Below are 17,122 nucleotides of genomic sequence, written 5' to 3' on the forward strand. Positions count from 1 at the left end.
AACCATCGGTTGACGATGGTGCGAGTTGCGCCCCCGGGGGCCGTGCGGGCCCTCAGGCGGTCTTCTCCCAGACGTACGCGGCCGAGACCGGGTGGCTGCGGTACTTCTCCCACTTGGGCTTCAGGGCGATCCAGGCGTCGTCCACCACCGCCTCGGCCATCTCGACCAGCCGCCAGCCGGCCGCCAGTCCGGCGCTCAGGTGGTCGGAGACCAGGTGGACGTGGGTGGTGATGGCGATGTCCTCCCCGGCCGCGCTGGTGAAGTGGGTCGGCATGCCGGCCGCCATGATGAAGTACGGGTGCAGGCCGACCAGGACGCAGCGCCCGCCCGGTCGGGCCAGCCGGAAGGCCTCCCGGTAGAGCGGGCCGAGGTCGGCCAGGTGCTCGTCGATCAGCGAGGAGATCACCAGGTCGTAGCCGCCGCCGGGCAGTCCGGTGGCGGCCACGTCGGCCCGGGTGAGGCTGTCGTGGACAGCCTTGCCCTCGGCGACCGCCAGCATCTCGGGGGTGAGGTCCACGCCGTCCAGGACCAGTCCGGCGGCGGCCTTTCCGCGTAGCCAGGCGCCCGTGCGGCCGGTGCCGCAGCCGAGGTCGGCCGCGCGGGTCACCTCCGCCCAGGCGGGGGCGGTCAGCCGGTCCAGCACGGCGAGGTCCATGGCGTCCTCGACCGTCGTCTCGTAGGTCTCCACCCATTGTGCGTAGCCCGTACGGACGTCCACGGTCGGATAGTTGCGCGTGTCGAAGTCGGAGAAGTGCACCATGGCGCGAGTATCTCCGCCGGGCTCGGGCGGTCGCGAACGATTAATCGCGCGCCGCCGGGCCGGGTGCGCCGGGCCGCCCCGGCGGTCTCAGAGCGACAGCTTGAACCCGTCGTGGCTGCGCGCGAAACCGAGCGAGGCGTAGAACCGGTGCGCCCCGGTGCGGCGCTTGTCGCTGGTGAGTTGGACCAGGGTGCGGCCGCGCCCGCGGGCCCGCCCGACGGCCAGGGTGAGCAGCTCGCGCCCCAGGCCGGCGCCCCGGCGGTCCGCGCGCACCCGGACGGCCTCGATCAGCGCGCGCTCCGCGCCGTGCCGGCCGAGACCGGGGATGTGGGTGAGCTGCAGGCAGCCGAGCACGGTGCCGTCGCCCTCGTCGAGTACCAGCACCTCGTTGCGGGCGTCGGCGTCCACGGCGGCGAAGGCGCGGGCGTAGGCTTCGTCGATCTGGACGGTGGCGGGGTCGGTCACCCCGTCCTCGTCGGTGAGCAGCGCGATGACGGCGGGCAGGTCCTGGCGGGTCGCGGTTCGGAAGATCACGCCCGGAGTCTGCCGGACCCGGCGGAGGCGGCCCTGGGAGGGACATGCGGATAGTCACGCTGCCGGAGACCGCGGTGCCGGGCGAACTCAAGCTCCAGGTGGCCGAGTTGCAGGAGCAGGCCTGGCCCGGTCCGCCGGCGCCCTCCACCGCGCCGGTGCACGATCCGGTGCTGCGCCCGGTGTCGATGCTGCTGCTGGACGACGGCCGGGTGGTCGCGGCGCTCGACCTGCTGTCCAAGCGGCTGGACCATGCGGGGCGGACGTACGCGGCGTGCGGGCTGAGTGCCGTGGTGACCGACCGGGTGCGGCGCGGCCGCGGGTACGGGCGGCGGCTGGTGACGGCGGCCCGCGCCGTCGTCGCGGAGGGCGGCGCGGACCTCGGCCTGTTCACCTGCGACCGCGTGCTCCAGCACTTCTACGAGGGTGCCGGCTGGGAGCTGCTGCCGGGTGCGGTGCTGGTCGGCGGGACACCTGAACTGCCCTTCCCCAGTGACCAGGAGGGGTTCGACAAGGTGACGATGGCCGGGTTCTTCACCGAGCACGGCCGTCGGCATCGCACGGACTTCCCGGGGAGCCGGATCGCCCTGCATCCCGGCGAGATCGACCGGCTCTGGTAGCCGGTCGGTCCGGTCGCGGCCCGTTCGGTCGTGTCGTGTCGTGCCGGCCGGTCCGGTCGTGGCCTGGTCGGTCCGTTCACGATTCGGCGGGCGCGGACCCGGTGGGCGCGCGGGCCCGGCGGGTGGTCAGGGCCGGGTGGCGTCGCCCGGTCGGGGCCCCAGCAGCCGGGCGCGGACGGCGGCGAGGTCCGCCGGGTCGACACCGGCGGCGAGCAGGTAGCCGGCCGGGTCGAAGCCGTCCAGGGTGGCGTGCAGGGCGGCCTCGGCGGTGGTGCCGGCCTCGGCGAGCACCGCGTCGATCCGGCGGTACTGGTCCGGCAGGCCGAGCATGCCGTACAGCGGGCGGACGTTGGCCGTGCTGAGCAGGTAGTCGGCGACGATCTCGGACGGCTCGACGCCCGCGAGGGCGAGCAGCAGCAGGGCGGCGAGGCCGGTGCGGTCACGGCCGGCGCCGCAGTGCACGACCAGCCCGCCGGGCCGGGCGCCCGCCACGGTGGCGACCAGTTCGGCGGCGGCGCGCGGGCAGTGGTCGAGGTAGGGGCGGAGCGCGAGCGGGGTGCCGTCCAGTTGTCCGTACGTCTCCCACCAGGCGGGGCCGGCGAGTTCGTCCAGCGGAACGCGGACCAGCTCGACGTCGTCGGGGAGCGGGAGGAGCGGCCGGTACTCCTCGATGTTGCGCAGGTCGACGACGGTGCGTATGCCGTGGTCGAGGAGGGTGTCCCAGCCCTCGGCGGTGAGGCGGTCGAGGTTGTCGGCGCGGACGACGGCGCGGTGGGCGGTGCGGGTGCCGTCGCCGGTGCGCAGGCCTCCGAGGTCGCGGACGTTGAGGCAGCCGTCCCAGACCAGGGTGCGGTCCTCGGTGGTGGTCAGCGCGTGCGTCCGGCTCATCAGACTCCCCGTTTCTCGCCGGGGGCCCGTTACCCCCTCGTTATATGAGGACTCCGGGGCCGGCCCGATGGTTCCTCGGCTGTGCGACCGGACGTCAGCAGGGAGTCGGGTGGTGCGGTTTCGGCCAGTGGTGCCAGTGGTGCGTGTGGTGCCTGTGGTGCCTGTGGTGGGGGGCTTCAGCGGCGGGTCGGCTCGGCGGCCTCGGCGCGGACCAGCTTCTCCATCGGGTCGGCGGCGCGGTGGCCGAGCACCGAGCCGGCGCCGATCGCGCCGATCAGGAACACGGTGGACAGCCAGGCCATGGTCGACACCGGCAGGGTGAAGGCGCCGACCACCCGGGCGACGCACTCGGCCAGCAGGGCGGTGCCCCAGATGCCCGAGAACAGCCGCTCGTAGCGGCGGAAGGAGCGCGAGCGGGCCGCCCGGCCGTCGGCCAGCCGCTGCCAGGCGGCGGAGCGGGCCTGGTCGCCCTTGGTCAGGAAGGGCATCAGCATCGGGGACATCATCGGCCGGCCGAGCACCGTGGAGGCCAGGATCGCCAGGGCGATGCTGCCGCTGAGGGCGCCGTCCTTGGCGAGCATCAGCCGGGCGTCGCCGGTCACGGTGGTGAGCGCCAGGCCGATCAGGTTCACGCCGAGCATCATCGAGGCCCACAGGTTGAGCTTCCGCTCGCGGACCAGCCCGACGACCGTCCGGCCGGCCGGGATGACACCGCTCCAGGCGAGGGCGGCGAACTCGCTCATCCCGAACGCGGAGTGCAGCAGGTAGTAGCCGGCCAGTGGGGCGGCGACGTCCAGGGCGAGCGGGCGGAGCGTGGCGGCCAGCGGGTTCGGGGCCTTCGTGCCGGCGGCCTCCCCGGTGGCGTTCCCCGTGGGGGCGTGCGCCGTGGTGGCGTTCCCCGTGGCGGTGGTGGAGGCGGTGGTGAGGGACTGGCTCATGGTGGGTTGCTCCCCGGAGTGGTGGTCGACCCGCGGGCCGGTGCCCGCGTCGTGCCTCCAGTCTCCCGAGCCGACCCTCCGTCAGAGCAGTGTCGTCCGTTGCCGGAACGGCATGACAGGTGTCACGGCGCGCACCATGACAGCGCCGCTGACCTGCGTGTTCATTCGGTCGACGGGTCGACGGTCCACAGCGCGCGGCCGAGGGTGTCCAGGCAGCGCACCGCGCCGAAGCGCTCGTCCCCGGCGGAGAGGAACCCGTGCGCGACGCCCTGGAGGACGGTCCGCGCGACCGCGTCCGCCCTGGTCCAGGCGCCGGTCAGGACGAGCTCCTTGTCGACCAGCTCGGCGCGCTGGATCCGGGCCACCGAGGCGGCCAGCAGGACGGCGTTGACCTGTTCCAGCTCGGCGGGGCCGAGATAGGTCTCACCGGTGCCGCCACGGTCCCGGTCGACCCGGCGCAGCAGTTCGGGCAGGCCGTAGTGGCGGACGGCGGCGACCGAGTCGTCCAGGGTGACCCGCCAGCGCGGGCCGGGCAGCACCTCCCACCAGACGTCCTCGCCGACGGGCAGCACCTCGCCGATCCGGGCCCGCCAGATCTCGATGCCGTAGACGGCGCGCGGGTCGGGGCGCGGGCCGGGGAAGGCGGCGAGCGCCCAGTCCGTCTTGCGGACGAGGGAGAGGTCGAAGGTGTAGCGGACCGGGCCGTCGGCGGTGGGCCCGGCCGGTCCGCCCTGCTCGACCAGGCCGAGCAGGGCCCAGTGGGTCTCGTCGGGGAGGCTGAACGTCCGGCGCCACCCGAGCAGGCCCAGGGCGCGCAGCGCGGGCGCGAGGTGGTCGCGCAGGCCCTTCGCGTAGAGCTCGTGGGCAGTCGTCATCGCGTTCTCATCCCTTGTCGGGGTCGTGACCGGGGCGCGGGTGGCGCCCTGCGGGTCGTGGTGGCCGGTCCGGACGCGGCAGCGGCGGCCGGCGGTCCGCCGGCGGGGCACGGCGCGCCGGGGTGGGCGCGGGCAGGGCCGGGCGGAGCCGTGGGCGGGGTGGGGCCCGGCCGGCACGGACCCGGCCGGGCCATGGGGGCGGGCGGTTCCGGCGGGGTCGGTCCGGGACCGCGGTGCCCTTCTTCCACGGTCGCAGGCGGGGCCCGGCCGGGCCGCGGGCGAAGGGCAGCGGCGCGCGGGACCTTGGGCCCGGCGCGCTGCGCCCTTGGTCGGGACCGGTCCTACGGGGCTCCGACGGCGGACCGCGCTCCGGCTGCCCCGCCCGGACCCGGCCGGGGCGCACCGCGGGGAAAGGGGGCGCGGCCGGTCGCCCGCGAGCGGGGGAGTGCGGGAGCCCGGGAGTGCGCACCGGGGACCCCGGAAGGTCGGACGGACGGCGCACATGGCGCATGATGTGGCGGGTGCAGAACGCAGAGCGCCCCGGAGCGGGCACCGACAACCCCGTCGGCCGATCCGGTCCGGCAGCACGGACGTCCGGCCCGCCGCCACCCCCGTCCCGGGACGCGGCCAGTGCCCCCGCCGACCTGTCGGAGGCCGTGCGGGCGGCGCAGGGCGGTGACGAGGAGGCGTTCCGGCTGCTGTTCCGGAGCGTCCAGCCGGGTCTGCTCCGCTACCTCCGGGTGCTGGTCGGCGGCCGGCCCGAGGACGTCCAGGACGCCGAGGACATCGCCTCCGAGGCCTGGCTGCAGATCGCCCGCGACCTGCGCGGCTTCTCCGGCGACGGCGACGGCTTCCGGGGCTGGGCCGCCACCATCGCCCGCAACCGCGCGCTGGACCACCTGCGGGCCCGGCGCCGCCGCCCGGTCGCCGACCTGCCGTTCGACTACCTGGCCGAGCTGGCCGCCGGGGACGACACGGCGGGCTCGGCGCTGACCGCCGTCGGCACGGCGGACGCGCTGGCGCTGATCTCCCGGCTGCCGCCGGACCAGGCCGAGGCCGTCCTGCTGCGGGTGGTGATGGGGCTGGACGCGGAGAGCGCCGCCCGGGTGCTCGGCAAGAAGTCCGGCAGTGTCCGGATGGCCGCGCACCGGGGGCTGCGCCGGCTCGCCAAGCTGCTGGAGCAGTCCTTCCCGGCGGGGGCGGGCATCCCGGCCCGGCCGGCCCGGCCGAGAGCCGCCGGACCGGCCGGAAAAGAAATTCCTCCGCAGGGTGTGACAGAACGCCGGGCCGCGACGCTGAAGGACATGAGATGAGCACCAACCGATCCCGCCGGATCGACCAGGACACGGCCGAGCACCTGCTCGGCGGTGCCGTGGGCGGACCGTCGGCCGGACGGGACGCCTCGCTCACCGGAGCGGACGCCCGCACCGGGCCGGCCCGGCCCCTCCAGCCCGAGAACGGGCCGGAAGAGCGGGTGGCCCGTGTGCTGGCCGCTGCCGCCGCTCCGGCGACGGCGGGCGAACTGGCCGGGGAGGAGGCGGCCCTGGCCGCGTTCCGGGAGGCCCGTCTCGCGCCCGCCCCTGCTGGACCCGCCGTACCCGCACCCGTCCGGAGACGATCGATGGCAACCGCCGCGCTGGCCAGGGCCTTCAGTACGAAGGCCGTTGCCGTCGTGCTCGGCGCCACCGCGCTCGGCGGGGTGGCGGTCGCCGCCGGCACGGGCAATCTGCCCTCGCCGCTCGGCGGCGGTACCGAGGAGCCGAGGCGTCCGCTGCTGGCGCCCGCCACCGCCCCCTCCGCCCCGGCGGCCGGCTCCGCCGCCCCGGACGGCAGTCCGTCCGCGCGCCGGCCCGGCTCCGGGCCGTCCACCGGCGCCTCCTCCGGCGGGCCGTCCTCCGGTGCTCCGTCCACCGGAGCGGTGGCGCCGCCGTCACCGGGGGCCCCGCCCTCGCCCTTCGCCCCGGCGGAGACCAGGGGCTCGCAGGCCAGGGCCCTCCTGATCGCCCTCTGCCAGGGCTACACCGACCGGAAGGGCAAGGGCGAGCGCCAGCGGCTGCTGGTCGCGGACCCGCAGTTCGGCGCGCTGGTCGCGGCGGCGGGCGGCCCGGAGGAGGTGGAGGCGTACTGCGGCGACGTCCTGCGGCACAAGGACGAGCCCGACCCGCAGGGCGCCACCCCGCCGTCCCGCCCCGGTGGCGACGACGACGGCGGCGGCAACGGCGGCGGCAAGAAGGACGACGGGAAGAAGGACGACGGGAAGAAGGACGACGGCAGGAAGGACGACGGGAAGAGCGGCACCGGCACCGGTCGGACCGGGCCCCCCTCGCTGCCGACCGCCCTGCCGACGCTCCCCGGCGTCCTGCCGAAGCCCGACCGCTCGGGACAGTCCGCCGACGCCTCTCCCAAGAGGTAACCCCAGAACTCCGGATGAGCGGCGAGCGAAAACCCCCCGGGCTCGCCGCTCATCCGGACCGAACCACCCGCTCCACCGCAGGACAGCTCCACCCCCAGACCCCGGGTGGACGATCGGCCCCCCGTGCCGACCGCCCGCCCGGCCGGCCCCGGCCGGACCGTACGGCGCACCCCGGACGCGCCGCCGGTCCGGCCAGGGCCGAACCCGTCGGCCCGCCCGCCCGCAACGGGCGGGCCGCACCCCGCACCACCGGCCCGTGCCGGGCCCGGACCTGATCGTGACCGGCACCCGGCACGACCACGAGCCGGCGGCCGGGGAACCGCTGCCCGGTTCCCCGGCCGCCACCCCGTCCGGCGGGCCGCCTTCTCCCGGCGGCCCGTCCGGTCCGGGGCCGGGGCACCCCGGGCGGCCGGGCGGCCGGACCCGGGGAGGCGGCCGGCGCCGGCGGCTATCGTGCACACGTGCACGAGGCGGTCCGTGGGCCGCGGGCAGGGCACGCGAGGGGAGCGGTTCCAGGTGATCGGACGGGCGCTGAACGGGCGTTACGAACTCGTCGAGATACTCGGCGTCGGCGGCATGGCCACCGTCTGGCGGGGCGTGGACCACGTGCTGGGCCGCCAGGTGGCCGTCAAGGTCCTCAACGGGGGCCTCGCCGACGACCCGCGCTTCGCCGAGCGGTTCAGCCGCGAGGCGCAGCACGCGGCGATGCTGGTGCACCCGCGGATCGTCATGGTCTTCGACTCCGGGGTGGATCAGGGCTCGCCGTACATCGTCATGGAGCTGGTCCAGGGGTGGTCGCTCGCCGCGCTGCTGGCGCAGCAGCCCGGCCTGCCCGTCGAGCGGGCCGTCGGCATCGCCGCGGCGGTCTGCGAGGCGCTGGAGGTCGCGCACGGCGCGGGGCTGGTGCACCGGGACATCAAGCCCGGCAACATCATGATCACCAATGACGGCGGGGTGAAGGTCGTCGACTTCGGCATCGCCCGGGCCGGTTCGTCCAGCAACCTCACCCAGGCGGCGATGGTGCTCGGCACGGCGGCCTACCTGTCGCCCGAGCAGGCCACCGCCGCCGAGCTGGACGGCCGCACCGACCTGTACGCGGTCGGCTGCGTGCTGACCGAGATGCTCACCGGCGCACCGCCGTTCACCGCCGAGACGCCGGTGGCGATCGCGTTCAAGCACGTCACCGAGCTGCCGCTGCCGCCGTCGGCGAGACGGGCCGGGGTGCCGGCGGCGCTGGACGCGGTGGTGCTGCGCCTGCTCGCCAAGAACCCGGCCGACCGGCCCGGCACCGGTGCGGCCGCGCGCGCCGAACTGCTGGCGACCATTCCGGGGCTGGCCTTCTCCGACCCGACCAGCGAGCTGCTCGCCACCGGTGCGGCCACCCAGCTGCTGCCGCCCGTCGCCGCCCGGCCCGCGCCCGCCGCCACCTCGGTGATGGCGCCGGTCCCGGCCGCCCCCTTCACGGCCGCCCCCTTCACGGCGGACGACGAGCCCGTCCGGGAGAGCCGGCGCAAGCCGCTGGTGTTCGGCGCGCTGGGCCTGGTGGGGATCGCCGGCGCCGCGATGCTCGCGCTCACCGCCTTCGACGACCCGACCACCCCTGCCGCCGCGCCGCCGCCCAAGCCGACCAAGGTCGCCTCGGCCGCCCCGACGTCCACGGCGCCCACGCCGTCCGCGGCCCTCACTCCGACTCCCACGCCGACGCCGACCCCCGCCCCGACGGCCGCCCCGACCCCGCCGCGCGGCCAGACCCCCGCCGTGCAGCTCAACGCCCTGCGCCAGGCGGTCGTCCAGACCCAGGTCGGCAAGGAGCGGGACCGCCAGCTCGACCTCCTGCACACCCTCGACGACGCGGCCTCGCGCCTCAACCAGGGGAAGGAGGAGGACGCCGCACAGGAGTTGAAGAACGCCCAGCGGACGGTCCGGGACCTCGCCAAGAAGCACGCGATCGACGGGCAGACGGCCGCGAACTGGAACACCCGGCTGACCGTGCTGATCACCTCTCTCAACGCCTCCGCCGAGCAGGACCAGGACGGGTGACACGGCGGGCGGCCCGGTTCACGGGCTAGAAGAGGCCGGCCGGATGGTGCTGCGCGAGACCGTCGAGGAGCGTGCGGAGCCACGGGGCGCGCACGGCGGGCAGCCGCACCAGGGTGTGCCGGAACACCGCCAGGTCGATCCGGAACAGGCGGTCGGGGCGCACCGCGGGCGGGTCGAAGTCGTCACGGAGGACGCCGTCGGGCAGTCGGCCCGAGGTGGGGGCGGGGAGGTCCGGCTCGGGGTGGACCAGCCGGTGCCAGACCCCGAACGGCAACGGCACCGGGTACGCCGCCGTACCGGGCGGGGACCAGCTCTCCCCGGTCCGGGGATGGGACGGCACGAGGAGGATGTCGGCGTCCCCGTCGGGGGCCGGCAGGCCCGGTCCGGCCAGGACGGCGCGGCGGGCGGGTGGGCCCGCGGGCAGCAGGGCGTCGAGCGCGCGTTGGAACACCTCCCCGGTCAGGCCATCCGGGACGGTCACCGGCCGGCCCTCCGAGGCCACCAGCAGGTGGGCGAGCGCGCGGCCGGCCGCCGCCTCCCACCGCGGGCTCCATGCCCACACGTGGTTCGACCAGTGGCCGGCCGTCGTCCGGGACCCCCAGGTGAGGACCGGCTCGAACGGGGGCGTGCTGTTCCCCTCTGCCAGCAGCTCCCCCCAGGAGAGCGGTGCCGCGTCGGTGCCGTCGACGGGTTGGCGGCGTACGGCGTTCGGGTCGAGCCACAGCGCCTGCCAGAGCGAGCAGTCGTCGATCCGGCTCGCCACGGGCAGGGCGCACGCCACGCAGGCCACGTTGGGGCCGTCGGCTCCGTCGAGGCCGCAGCAGGAGCCGCCACCGCGATTCTCCGGGATCAGCACGGTGCCGTGGGCGTCGCCGGGCGCGATGACGATCGCGCCCGGCGCGCCGTCGGAGAGCGCCCAGACCGGTGCGTAGACGCCGCGGGCGGCCGCCTCGTCCGGCGGGATCTCCTCCCACCGCCGCCACGGTGGGCCCGAGGGTTCCGGGTCCACGGCGAAGGTGCCGGACTCCATGAGCACCGGCAGCTGGATCCCGTTCCCGTAGGACTGATGGGCGTGGACCGGCAGGGCGACCTGGGACAGCGGGGCGGTCAGCTCGGCGCCGCACCCCGCGCACACGAAAACGAACAAGCGTCCTCCGAGGGAATCGGAGGCATCATCACAGCCCTTCGTCGGTCCGCCAATCGGTTTTCCGGACGGCGTGCCGGAGTGGGACGTCGGACCCGCCGACTTCTCACGTCGGAGCTTCGAGCGTAGTGCTGATCGGCCATCACCTCATCCGTGCGGCGCGGAGCTTGGGCGCCTGGGCCCGGCAGGCTTCCGATACGAACACGAAGACCTCACCGGTTTCGGCCGCGCCATATTTGGGGGTTCCACCAGTACGCCGCCCCGGTCGGCGGAAGGGAGACTTCCGGCCAAGGGGCCGCGGCCTGTTCCGAAGGCCGACGCCGAGGACAGATGGGGGAGAGCCACGATGAGTGGTCAGCTGTATGACGAGATCGGTGAGGCGTTCGAGGGCTTCAAGACCCTTCCGCTCACGCGGTTCGGCGAGGTGCCGGGCTTCCTTGCCCTCGTCGGCGACGTGAAGGGGAAGTCGATCCTCGACCTCGCCTCCGGAACCGGCTTCTACAGCCGGGAGTTCAAGCGACGCGGTGCGTCCGACGTGCTCGGCGTCGACATCTCCTCCGCGATGGTCGAGGCGGGCCGGGGCCTGGAGGCCGCCCAGCCGCTGGGCGTGCGCTACGAGGTCGGGGACGTCGCCGAACTGCGGTCCTTCGAGGAGCCGTTCGACATCGCGATCGCGGTCCAGCTGTTCAACTACGCCGAGGATGTCGCCACCATCGAGCGGATGTGTCGCACCATCCACCGCAGCGTCGCGCCGGGGGCCGAGTTCTTCGTCTTCACGCAGAATCCGGACCTCCGGTTCGAGGGTCCGGGCCTGGCCAAGTACGGCTTCCTGTGCGAGTCGCTCGGTGAGCGGACGGCGATCGGGCCGCGGGTGCGGATCACCGCGCTCCTCGACCCGCCGATCTCGTTCGAGGCGAACCCGCCGAGCCGGGAGGTCCTGGAGAAGTCCCTGCGGGCGGCCGGGTTCAGCGAGATCACCTGGGTGCCGCTGGAGATCTCCGCCGCCGGCGTGCGCGAGCACGGCGAGGAGTTCTGGGCGGACTACCACGCCAACCCGCCGCTGACGATGCTGCGCTGCCGCGCCTGATCCGGCGGCGGATCGACCAGGGCGGCCCTCGCTCGGGTGAGCGGGGGCCGCCCGGTCGAGTCGTGCTCACCGGTCCGACGGGACTCCAGCGCCGAACGCCCGGTGAGGAGTGGCGAAGTGCCAAGCGGCATCGCGAACCTGGCAGGCACGGGCGACCTGCACCGGGTCGGTGATCAGTTCCACGCCGGTCAGATCGTCGTCGGCGTCGAAGTGCAGCAGGGCGATCACACGCGAGTCGAACAGCCAGGCGTCCTCGTTCGGGAGGTCCAGACGGTCGGCGTCCGCGCGCCAGAGACAGCGGATGTCCTCCCCGACGGCGCTGTTCCGCTCGGCGTTGTCGAGCAGGTACCGCTGCCCCGGGGTGGGCGGGTTGTCCATGATCCGCACCCGCTCGAACCGCTTTCCGAGACTGACCTGCTCGCGACGCGAAAGGCACCAGGGATCGTCCAGGTCCCATCCGACCGCTTGCCCGGCGGTGAAACGGCGGTAGGTCTCCGTCTGCTCGTCGGAGCGGTACCGGCGACGGGTCTCCAGCCGGAAGGCCGTGTGCTGAAAGCTCTCGAACATGCCGTCGAACTCGTCGAAGCTGATCAACACGGGTTCCCGGTCCACGTCACGGGGGGAGAAGTCGGCGAGCAGGGCGCGCGGCACGATCACGAACCCTTCGCCCGGCTGGACATTGCGGAGTTGGGCCACCTCCTCGGGGTCGGTCACGAGATCGCCCTGCACCAGTACGTCCCCGGTCTCCACGACTTCGTAGAGCGTCGGGCATCCGTTGTTCCCCGAGTTGCTTCCGATGTAGCGCAGTCGTCGGCTCACAGCTGTTCCCCTCGCCGTCGTCGCAGGTTGTCTCAGGATGCCGCCCGGTAGTGAGGGGGAGGACGTCGATTCTCGAAAATTCTCCGAGGCGGCGGAAATCCCCCGTCCGGCCCGATGAAGGGCCGGACGGGGGTCAGAGCCGGGTGGTCTTGGCTACGCGGTGGGAGTGGTGAGGCGGTCGAACTCGCTGGCCTTGGCGCCCGCAGCGCCGCCCCGAGCTGTGTCCTGTTCACTCGCCGTGCTGTGCCCACCATTCGGCGAACGGTACGGACCGCGCCATCACGATGTCGCGGTACGTCTTGAATCCGGCGATCCGGCTGTCGGAAAGGAGTTCGACCCCGAGGTACCTTCCGTTGTCGTCATAGCTCATCACGGCCGCGGTCTCGTCGTCGAACAGCCAGAAGTCCGGCGCCTCCGGAATCGGGTTCTCCTGACCGGTGGTGTCGAGGATGAAGAACTCCTCCCCAGCCGCCATGTTCCGGTGATAGCCCCAGGCAAGCTCGAACCGGAGATAGTCGGTGAGCGGGCGCGAGAGGATGTGGACCCGGTACATGCGCTTGCCGGCCCGCGTGGCGTCGGCCACCGTTTTGACCCACCCGGCTGTCTTGTAGTCCGCGGGCTGCTCCTCGCCCGCGAGGAAGGCATGGTAGGCGTCCACTCCACCGGATTGGCTGTAGTCGTCCAGCGTTTCCAGTCGGAACGCCTCCTGGCCGAACTCCGAGAAGCAGTCTCCGAGCGTCCTGGATGAGGTTGTCATGGACGGCCTTTCGAATGAGTTCGATGGGGACCTCTACCAGCGCCTCATGAGCGGGAATCCGGAGATCGTGCTCGCTCACCCGCTCGCCCTGAACGGCGAGCGTGCCCCGATCCGTCAAGTACAGGGTCGGGCACTCGCCTTCATCGCAGGAACCTACAAGCCGTGTCAGCTCCACTGGTGCCTCCTTGCTCGCGCGGTCTCCCCACGATCCTCCCGAGGCAAGCGGGACGCAGGCAAGAGGTTCGCGTTTCCGATACTGGAAACCGGACCAACTTCGTTCAAGCGATCGGAGGTTCACAACCCATTGAGTTCTTCGCCCGGCGAGAGGCCGCCTGCGTGGCACGATCACGCGCCTTTCGCGGCAGCCCTTCGTGAGAAGCAAGGGGCCCGCCGAAACGTTTCGCTACGCGTTGGTGGCGGGGCCGTCGAACTCGGCGGCTGCGGTGACATGCAGGAATGTGGCGAAGTCGGTCGGGGCGTGAGAGCGGGGTTGCGGTCGGAGTGGGAAGTCGGCGGGTCCGACTTCCCACTCCGGGGAACACGGAGCATGGCAGACAGCGCGGGTTGGGGCCGGTCGACCTGAACGGGGTGAACCAACGATGGCGGCCCTCGCTCGGGGGAGCGAGGGCCGCTTGGTCATGTGGTCGGGGCGGTGAGGTGGTCGAACTCGCCCACGTTCAGCAGTTGGTGATCGGCGCGCTCGCGGATGTTCACGGGAAATGACGGCATTTCCGTCAGTGAGGACGTTCGTGCCGATCACCAAGTCGGCCGTGCCTCCAGGGAATCCGGGACGGTAATCTCAGGTCATGCCTGAGACATCGGTGGCGCACTTCTATGACGACCTGGCCGACGACTACCACCTGATCTACTCAGACTGGGACGCGGGCATCCGTCGGCAGGGGGATGCCCTGGACGCGCTGATCGGCCAGGAGCGCGCGGCGGTGCTCGACTGTTCCTGCGGCATCGGCACCCAGGCCATCGGCCTGGCGCTGCACGGGCACCGGGTCACCGGGACGGACATCAGCCCCCGCGCCGCCGCCCGCGCTGCCCGGGAGGCCGCCCGCCGGAGCCTGAGCCTGCGCACGGCCGCCGCCGACATGCGGCGCCTCCCGTTTGCCGACGGCCAGTTCGACACGGTCGTCTGCGCCGACAACTCACTGCCCCACCTGCTGACAGCGCAGGATGTGAACGCCGCCCTGGCCGAGATGCGCCGGGTCCTGCGCCCAGGTGGCCGGCTGCTGATCAGCACACGGCCCTACGACGACCTGCTGCGCGATCGTCCGGCTTCGACGCCTCCGCAGGTTTCCAGGGCCGCTGACGGCGGAGAGCGAACCGTCTCCTTCCAGCTCTGGCACTGGCACGACGACGGGGAGCACTACGACTTGGAGCACTTCCAACTCCTCCCGGCAGGCGGAGAATGGCGCGTCCAGGTCCGCCGGACGACCTACTGGGCACTCGGCCACGACCGGCTGGCCGGCCTCGCGGCCGAGGCCGGGTTTGTCGACCCCCAGTGGCGGATGCCGCAGGAGACAAGCTTCTTCCAGCCGCTGCTTGTGGCCCGCGCCGGCGAGTAGGTGGCTCCACCGCTCGGCGCGGGCCTTGGCTGCCTGCTCGGCCCTCGCTCGGGGGTGCGAGGGCCGCTTGGTCATGGGGTGGGGGTGGTGAGGTGGTCGAACTCGCCGGCCTTGGCGCCTTGGAGGAAGGCGGCGAACTTGGTGGGGGTGGTGCGGACGATGACGTCGCCTTCGTCGGACTCGCGTAGCTCGACCAGGCCGCGTAGCCCGCGTACCTCGACGCAGTCGTCGTGCGCTGCGGAGTAGCTGGACTTCTGCCATGCGGAGCTAGACATGCCTACTCTTCCATTTCCTTCTTCATAGATCGGAGGAATTCTCGGGACTCCTTCGCCGGGAGCGCAGTCGAGTCCATCTGGGCGAGGATGGCCCGGAACCGCGCAACGTGCGCCGGGGCATCGAGGAGCTGGCTACCAAATCCCGTGTCCGTCTGCACAGTGTCCAGGTCGGAGATCGTTCCTGTGGCGTAGGTGAAGTTCTCGATGGGGCTTGGCAAGCCTGTGATATCGAAGGGCAGGACCCGAACGGAGATGCCAGGAGCTTCGGAGTCCTCAATCAGGGCATCGAGCTGATCGGCGCGTACCTGCGTGCCGCTGAACTGCATCCGCAGCGCCGCTTCATGGATGAACGCTGAATACGGTGTCGTGCCGGAGTGGACGACCCGTTGCCGCTGAATGCGGAATGCCGTTCTGAGATCCACCTCGTGCCGCGGGAGGGGAGGGTAGGCCTGCGAGAAGACAGCGGAAGCGTAGCTGCTGGTCTGGAGCAGTCCGGGGACGAAAGTGATCGTGTAAGTCGAGAGCGCTCGTGCAAAGTGTTCGAGCTCTGCGACCTCTAGAAAGTCTGCGGCCAGGGTCTCGCGATACTCCTCCCACCAGCCGGGCTTCCCACGGTCAGTGATGATGTCGGCGAGGGCATCGATCAGTGGCTGGTTGGCGCACATGCACGTTGCGGCGATGGTGCGCAGGCGCTCCACGCTGATGCCGATCTTTCCCGACTCCATCTGCGTCACCTGGGCCGGGTTCATCCCGACGGCTCTGCCGAGTTGACTCCCGCCGAAACCGGCCTGCTCACGCATCCTTCGCAGCTCAACGCCCAGCCTGCGTTGACGGAGTGTTGGGTTCGTGCGGGCCATGAGTTCCTTCCGGGGCAAGGGTGGTCCCAGTCTGCCGCGCTGGTCGTGCGCGGGTCCATCCAGTCCGGCGGTTGCCACGTTAGAGGGAATATCTCGAATCCATGGAAAAGTTACCATGATCGTGCGATACGGTCGTGGCACCTCGATCCGATGGATCGTCAGTAACGCCTGTTTCCAGGGCAGTAGGCGCCTGCTGCCCGCGCACCGCAGAGCAGCCATGCGTGGCATCCCGGTCCCGTTCTGGCTTGGCTCACGGCGACGACTCCTTCGCTGGTCGACGAAACCACCACACTCCTCTTCTCGGAGGTCCCTCATGTGTGCCTTCACCATGCCCGAACCGCCCGACTGGTCCGCCGCCCGTGAGGAGCTGCGGGACGCCCTCGCCCTCGCCGCCTGGCCGGACGACCTGATCGCCGACGCCGAACTCGCCCTGTGCGAGCTCTACGTCAACGCCTGGCGCCACGGCGCCACCCCCGCCCCGACCGTCGTGGTCGTCCTCCTCCCGAACCGCACCCTGCGCGTCTCGGTCGCCGACGACAGCCCCGTCCTGCCCGAACCCCGCACCTCCACCGACCCCTACGAGCTGTCCGGCCGGGGTCTGCACCTGGTCCGCTGCCTCACCCACCGCTTCGGCGCCGACCCCCGCAAGAACGGCAAGCGGGTCTGGTTCGAGCTGGACGCCGCCGCGTGACCATCAACCGCGAACCGATCGCGCCCGACGACCCCCGCATGCGCGACTACACCCCCACCCAGATCACCACCCTCCTGCGCGAACTCCACACCCGGGGCGCCAGGTTCGGCATCCAGTGGGGCTCCGCCACCACCCACCACAGCACCGTCGACGGCCGGATCCTCGTCGACTTCGGCAACGCCCCCACCGCCACCCTCCTCAACCTCCTCCACCTGCTCCGCGACACCGAGAGGAACGAACCGTGGGAGTCCTGATCCCCCTCACCCCCGACGCCATCCACACCGAACGCACCACCGTCGCCTACCTCAGCGTCGAGCACGCCCCCGACGCCGCCGTCCAGCTCCGCCTCGCCGTCGACCTCGACCTCCACACCGGCCCCGGCGAACAGCTCGCCCTCCCCCTCACCCACGACCAGGCCCACGAACTCCTGAACGGCCTCGCCGCCCACCTCGGCCACCGCGTCCTGGACATCCACCGATGAGAACCGGCACCGCCAACTTCCTGATCGGCGCCGCCCTCCTCACCCTCCTCGCGCTCGCGCTGACCACCGTCGCCCTCGGCGTCATCACCGCCCTCAAGGTCAACGACGACCCCCACACCCAGGCACCGAAGCCCATCACCCGCCACGGCCGCTGGGAACTGCGCCAACTCCCCGACGGCACCACCGAATACGCCTGGATCGCCCGCCAGGCCGGCCACTACGGCCCCGAGATCCGGGAACGACCCACCAACCCCGGCCGCCACCGCATACCCACCTGAGCGGACACCGCAGAGGCCCCCGCCCACCCCGGGCAGGGGCCTCGCCGCCACCCGGAAAATCCCCGCCGGCCGGACCGCGCGACCAGGCAGAATC

20 protein-coding genes and 1 pseudogene are annotated in these 17,122 nt (G+C 72.7%); 10 read left to right on the forward strand and 11 right to left on the reverse strand.

The window, feature by feature from the left end:
* Positions 1-52: 52 nt before the first annotated feature.
* The gene (locus ACIQTO_RS02375; RefSeq protein ID WP_402381746.1) at positions 53-760 is read right to left on the reverse strand and encodes a class I SAM-dependent DNA methyltransferase; all 708 of its coding nucleotides are present in this window, start codon (positions 758-760) and stop codon (positions 53-55) included.
* An 87-nt stretch (positions 761-847) separates the two neighbouring features.
* The gene (locus ACIQTO_RS02380) at positions 848-1,294 is read right to left on the reverse strand and encodes a GNAT family N-acetyltransferase (protein WP_402381748.1); all 447 of its coding nucleotides are present in this window, start codon (positions 1,292-1,294) and stop codon (positions 848-850) included.
* A gap of 44 nt (positions 1,295-1,338) precedes the next feature.
* Between ACIQTO_RS02380 and ACIQTO_RS02385 the strand changes: the two genes are divergently transcribed.
* The gene (locus ACIQTO_RS02385) at positions 1,339-1,911 is read left to right on the forward strand and encodes a GNAT family N-acetyltransferase (RefSeq protein WP_402381750.1); all 573 of its coding nucleotides are present in this window, start codon (positions 1,339-1,341) and stop codon (positions 1,909-1,911) included.
* Positions 1,912-2,037: 126 nt separating this feature from the next.
* On the opposite strand, the gene ACIQTO_RS02390 is transcribed toward ACIQTO_RS02385, so the two are convergent.
* The 3 genes from ACIQTO_RS02390 to ACIQTO_RS02400 all read right to left on the reverse strand — a co-directional run bounded on the left by ACIQTO_RS02390 (position 2,038) and on the right by ACIQTO_RS02400 (position 4,612).
* Positions 2,038-2,799 carry a tyrosine-protein phosphatase gene (locus ACIQTO_RS02390; protein ID WP_402381753.1) on the reverse strand — a complete coding sequence of 254 codons (762 nt, stop codon included), beginning with the start codon at positions 2,797-2,799 and terminating at the stop codon, positions 2,038-2,040.
* Between the two features lie 176 nt (positions 2,800-2,975).
* The gene (locus ACIQTO_RS02395; RefSeq protein WP_402381756.1) at positions 2,976-3,737 is read right to left on the reverse strand and encodes a VC0807 family protein; all 762 of its coding nucleotides are present in this window, start codon (positions 3,735-3,737) and stop codon (positions 2,976-2,978) included.
* Positions 3,738-3,898: 161 nt separating this feature from the next.
* Positions 3,899-4,612, reverse strand: coding sequence for a hypothetical protein (locus ACIQTO_RS02400; RefSeq protein WP_402381758.1), 714 nt, complete (start codon positions 4,610-4,612; stop codon positions 3,899-3,901).
* A 512-nt stretch (positions 4,613-5,124) separates the two neighbouring features.
* Here ACIQTO_RS02400 and ACIQTO_RS02405 point away from each other — a divergent pair.
* The 3 genes from ACIQTO_RS02405 to ACIQTO_RS02415 all read left to right on the forward strand — a co-directional run bounded on the left by ACIQTO_RS02405 (position 5,125) and on the right by ACIQTO_RS02415 (position 9,065).
* The gene (locus tag ACIQTO_RS02405; RefSeq protein ID WP_402382719.1) at positions 5,125-5,925 is read left to right on the forward strand and encodes an RNA polymerase sigma factor; all 801 of its coding nucleotides are present in this window, start codon (positions 5,125-5,127) and stop codon (positions 5,923-5,925) included.
* Complete coding sequence (locus ACIQTO_RS02410) at positions 5,922-7,025, forward strand: hypothetical protein (RefSeq protein WP_402381761.1); 1,104 nt, start codon at positions 5,922-5,924, stop codon at positions 7,023-7,025. The genes ACIQTO_RS02405 and ACIQTO_RS02410 overlap by 4 nt, the downstream gene beginning before the upstream one ends.
* A gap of 516 nt (positions 7,026-7,541) precedes the next feature.
* Positions 7,542-9,065, forward strand: a complete 1,524-nt coding sequence (locus ACIQTO_RS02415) for a protein kinase (protein WP_402381762.1) — start codon at positions 7,542-7,544, stop codon at positions 9,063-9,065.
* Positions 9,066-9,090: 25 nt separating this feature from the next.
* Here ACIQTO_RS02415 and ACIQTO_RS02420 read toward each other — a convergent pair whose 3' ends face one another.
* Positions 9,091-10,212 (reverse strand): hypothetical protein, encoded by a 1,122-nt coding sequence (locus ACIQTO_RS02420; protein ID WP_402381765.1) that lies wholly within the window; start codon positions 10,210-10,212, stop codon positions 9,091-9,093.
* 343 nt (positions 10,213-10,555) lie between these two features.
* Between ACIQTO_RS02420 and ACIQTO_RS02425 the strand changes: the two genes are divergently transcribed.
* Positions 10,556-11,296, forward strand: coding sequence for a class I SAM-dependent methyltransferase (locus ACIQTO_RS02425; RefSeq protein ID WP_402381768.1), 741 nt, complete (start codon positions 10,556-10,558; stop codon positions 11,294-11,296).
* Between the two features lie 66 nt (positions 11,297-11,362).
* On the opposite strand, the gene ACIQTO_RS02430 is transcribed toward ACIQTO_RS02425, so the two are convergent.
* From ACIQTO_RS02430 to ACIQTO_RS02440, 3 genes and pseudogenes are all read right to left on the reverse strand, one after another.
* Complete coding sequence (locus tag ACIQTO_RS02430) at positions 11,363-12,115, reverse strand: DUF6879 family protein (RefSeq protein ID WP_402381770.1); 753 nt, start codon at positions 12,113-12,115, stop codon at positions 11,363-11,365.
* 229 nt (positions 12,116-12,344) lie between these two features.
* Positions 12,345-12,872, reverse strand: coding sequence for a DUF6879 family protein (locus tag ACIQTO_RS02435; protein WP_402381772.1), 528 nt, complete (start codon positions 12,870-12,872; stop codon positions 12,345-12,347).
* Positions 12,859-13,047 (reverse strand): annotated as a pseudogene (locus tag ACIQTO_RS02440) (hypothetical protein); the annotation flags it as partial. The pseudogene ACIQTO_RS02440 and the gene ACIQTO_RS02435, both read right to left, overlap by 14 nt.
* Before the next feature lie 631 nt (positions 13,048-13,678).
* On the opposite strand from ACIQTO_RS02440, the gene ACIQTO_RS02445 reads away from it, so the two are divergent.
* Positions 13,679-14,446, forward strand: a complete 768-nt coding sequence (locus ACIQTO_RS02445; protein ID WP_402381775.1) for a class I SAM-dependent methyltransferase — start codon at positions 13,679-13,681, stop codon at positions 14,444-14,446.
* Positions 14,447-14,517: 71 nt separating this feature from the next.
* On the opposite strand, the gene ACIQTO_RS02450 is transcribed toward ACIQTO_RS02445, so the two are convergent.
* Both ACIQTO_RS02450 and ACIQTO_RS02455 read right to left on the reverse strand, forming a co-directional pair.
* Positions 14,518-14,721: a DUF397 domain-containing protein gene (locus tag ACIQTO_RS02450; RefSeq protein ID WP_402381778.1), complete on the reverse strand. Its 204-nt coding sequence runs from the start codon at positions 14,719-14,721 to the stop codon at positions 14,518-14,520.
* Between the two features lie 2 nt (positions 14,722-14,723).
* Entirely contained in the window at positions 14,724-15,908 is a 1,185-nt protein-coding gene (locus ACIQTO_RS02455) for a helix-turn-helix domain-containing protein (protein WP_402381781.1), read from the reverse strand.
* Between ACIQTO_RS02455 and ACIQTO_RS02460 the strand changes: the two genes are divergently transcribed.
* Genes ACIQTO_RS02460 through ACIQTO_RS02475 form a run of 4 tightly spaced genes read left to right on the forward strand, consistent with a single transcriptional unit; the run spans position 15,892 to position 17,028 of the window.
* On the forward strand, positions 15,892-16,269 hold the full coding sequence (locus ACIQTO_RS02460; protein WP_402381783.1) for an ATP-binding protein: 378 nt from the start codon (positions 15,892-15,894) through the stop codon (positions 16,267-16,269). The two genes, ACIQTO_RS02455 and ACIQTO_RS02460, sit on opposite strands and share 17 nt — an antisense overlap.
* Positions 16,266-16,523 (forward strand): hypothetical protein, encoded by a 258-nt coding sequence (locus ACIQTO_RS02465; RefSeq protein WP_402381787.1) that lies wholly within the window; start codon positions 16,266-16,268, stop codon positions 16,521-16,523. The genes ACIQTO_RS02460 and ACIQTO_RS02465 overlap by 4 nt, the downstream gene beginning before the upstream one ends.
* Positions 16,511-16,750, forward strand: coding sequence for a hypothetical protein (locus ACIQTO_RS02470; protein ID WP_402381789.1), 240 nt, complete (start codon positions 16,511-16,513; stop codon positions 16,748-16,750). The genes ACIQTO_RS02465 and ACIQTO_RS02470 overlap by 13 nt, the downstream gene beginning before the upstream one ends.
* Positions 16,747-17,028: a hypothetical protein gene (locus ACIQTO_RS02475; protein WP_402382780.1), complete on the forward strand. Its 282-nt coding sequence runs from the start codon at positions 16,747-16,749 to the stop codon at positions 17,026-17,028. Before ACIQTO_RS02470 ends, ACIQTO_RS02475 begins: the two co-directional genes overlap by 4 nt.
* The last annotated feature ends 94 nt before the right edge of the window (positions 17,029-17,122 follow it).

Origin of the sequence: Kitasatospora sp. NPDC091207 (assembly GCF_044768625.1) — a bacterium.
Lineage (GTDB): Bacteria > Actinomycetota > Actinomycetes > Streptomycetales > Streptomycetaceae > Kitasatospora.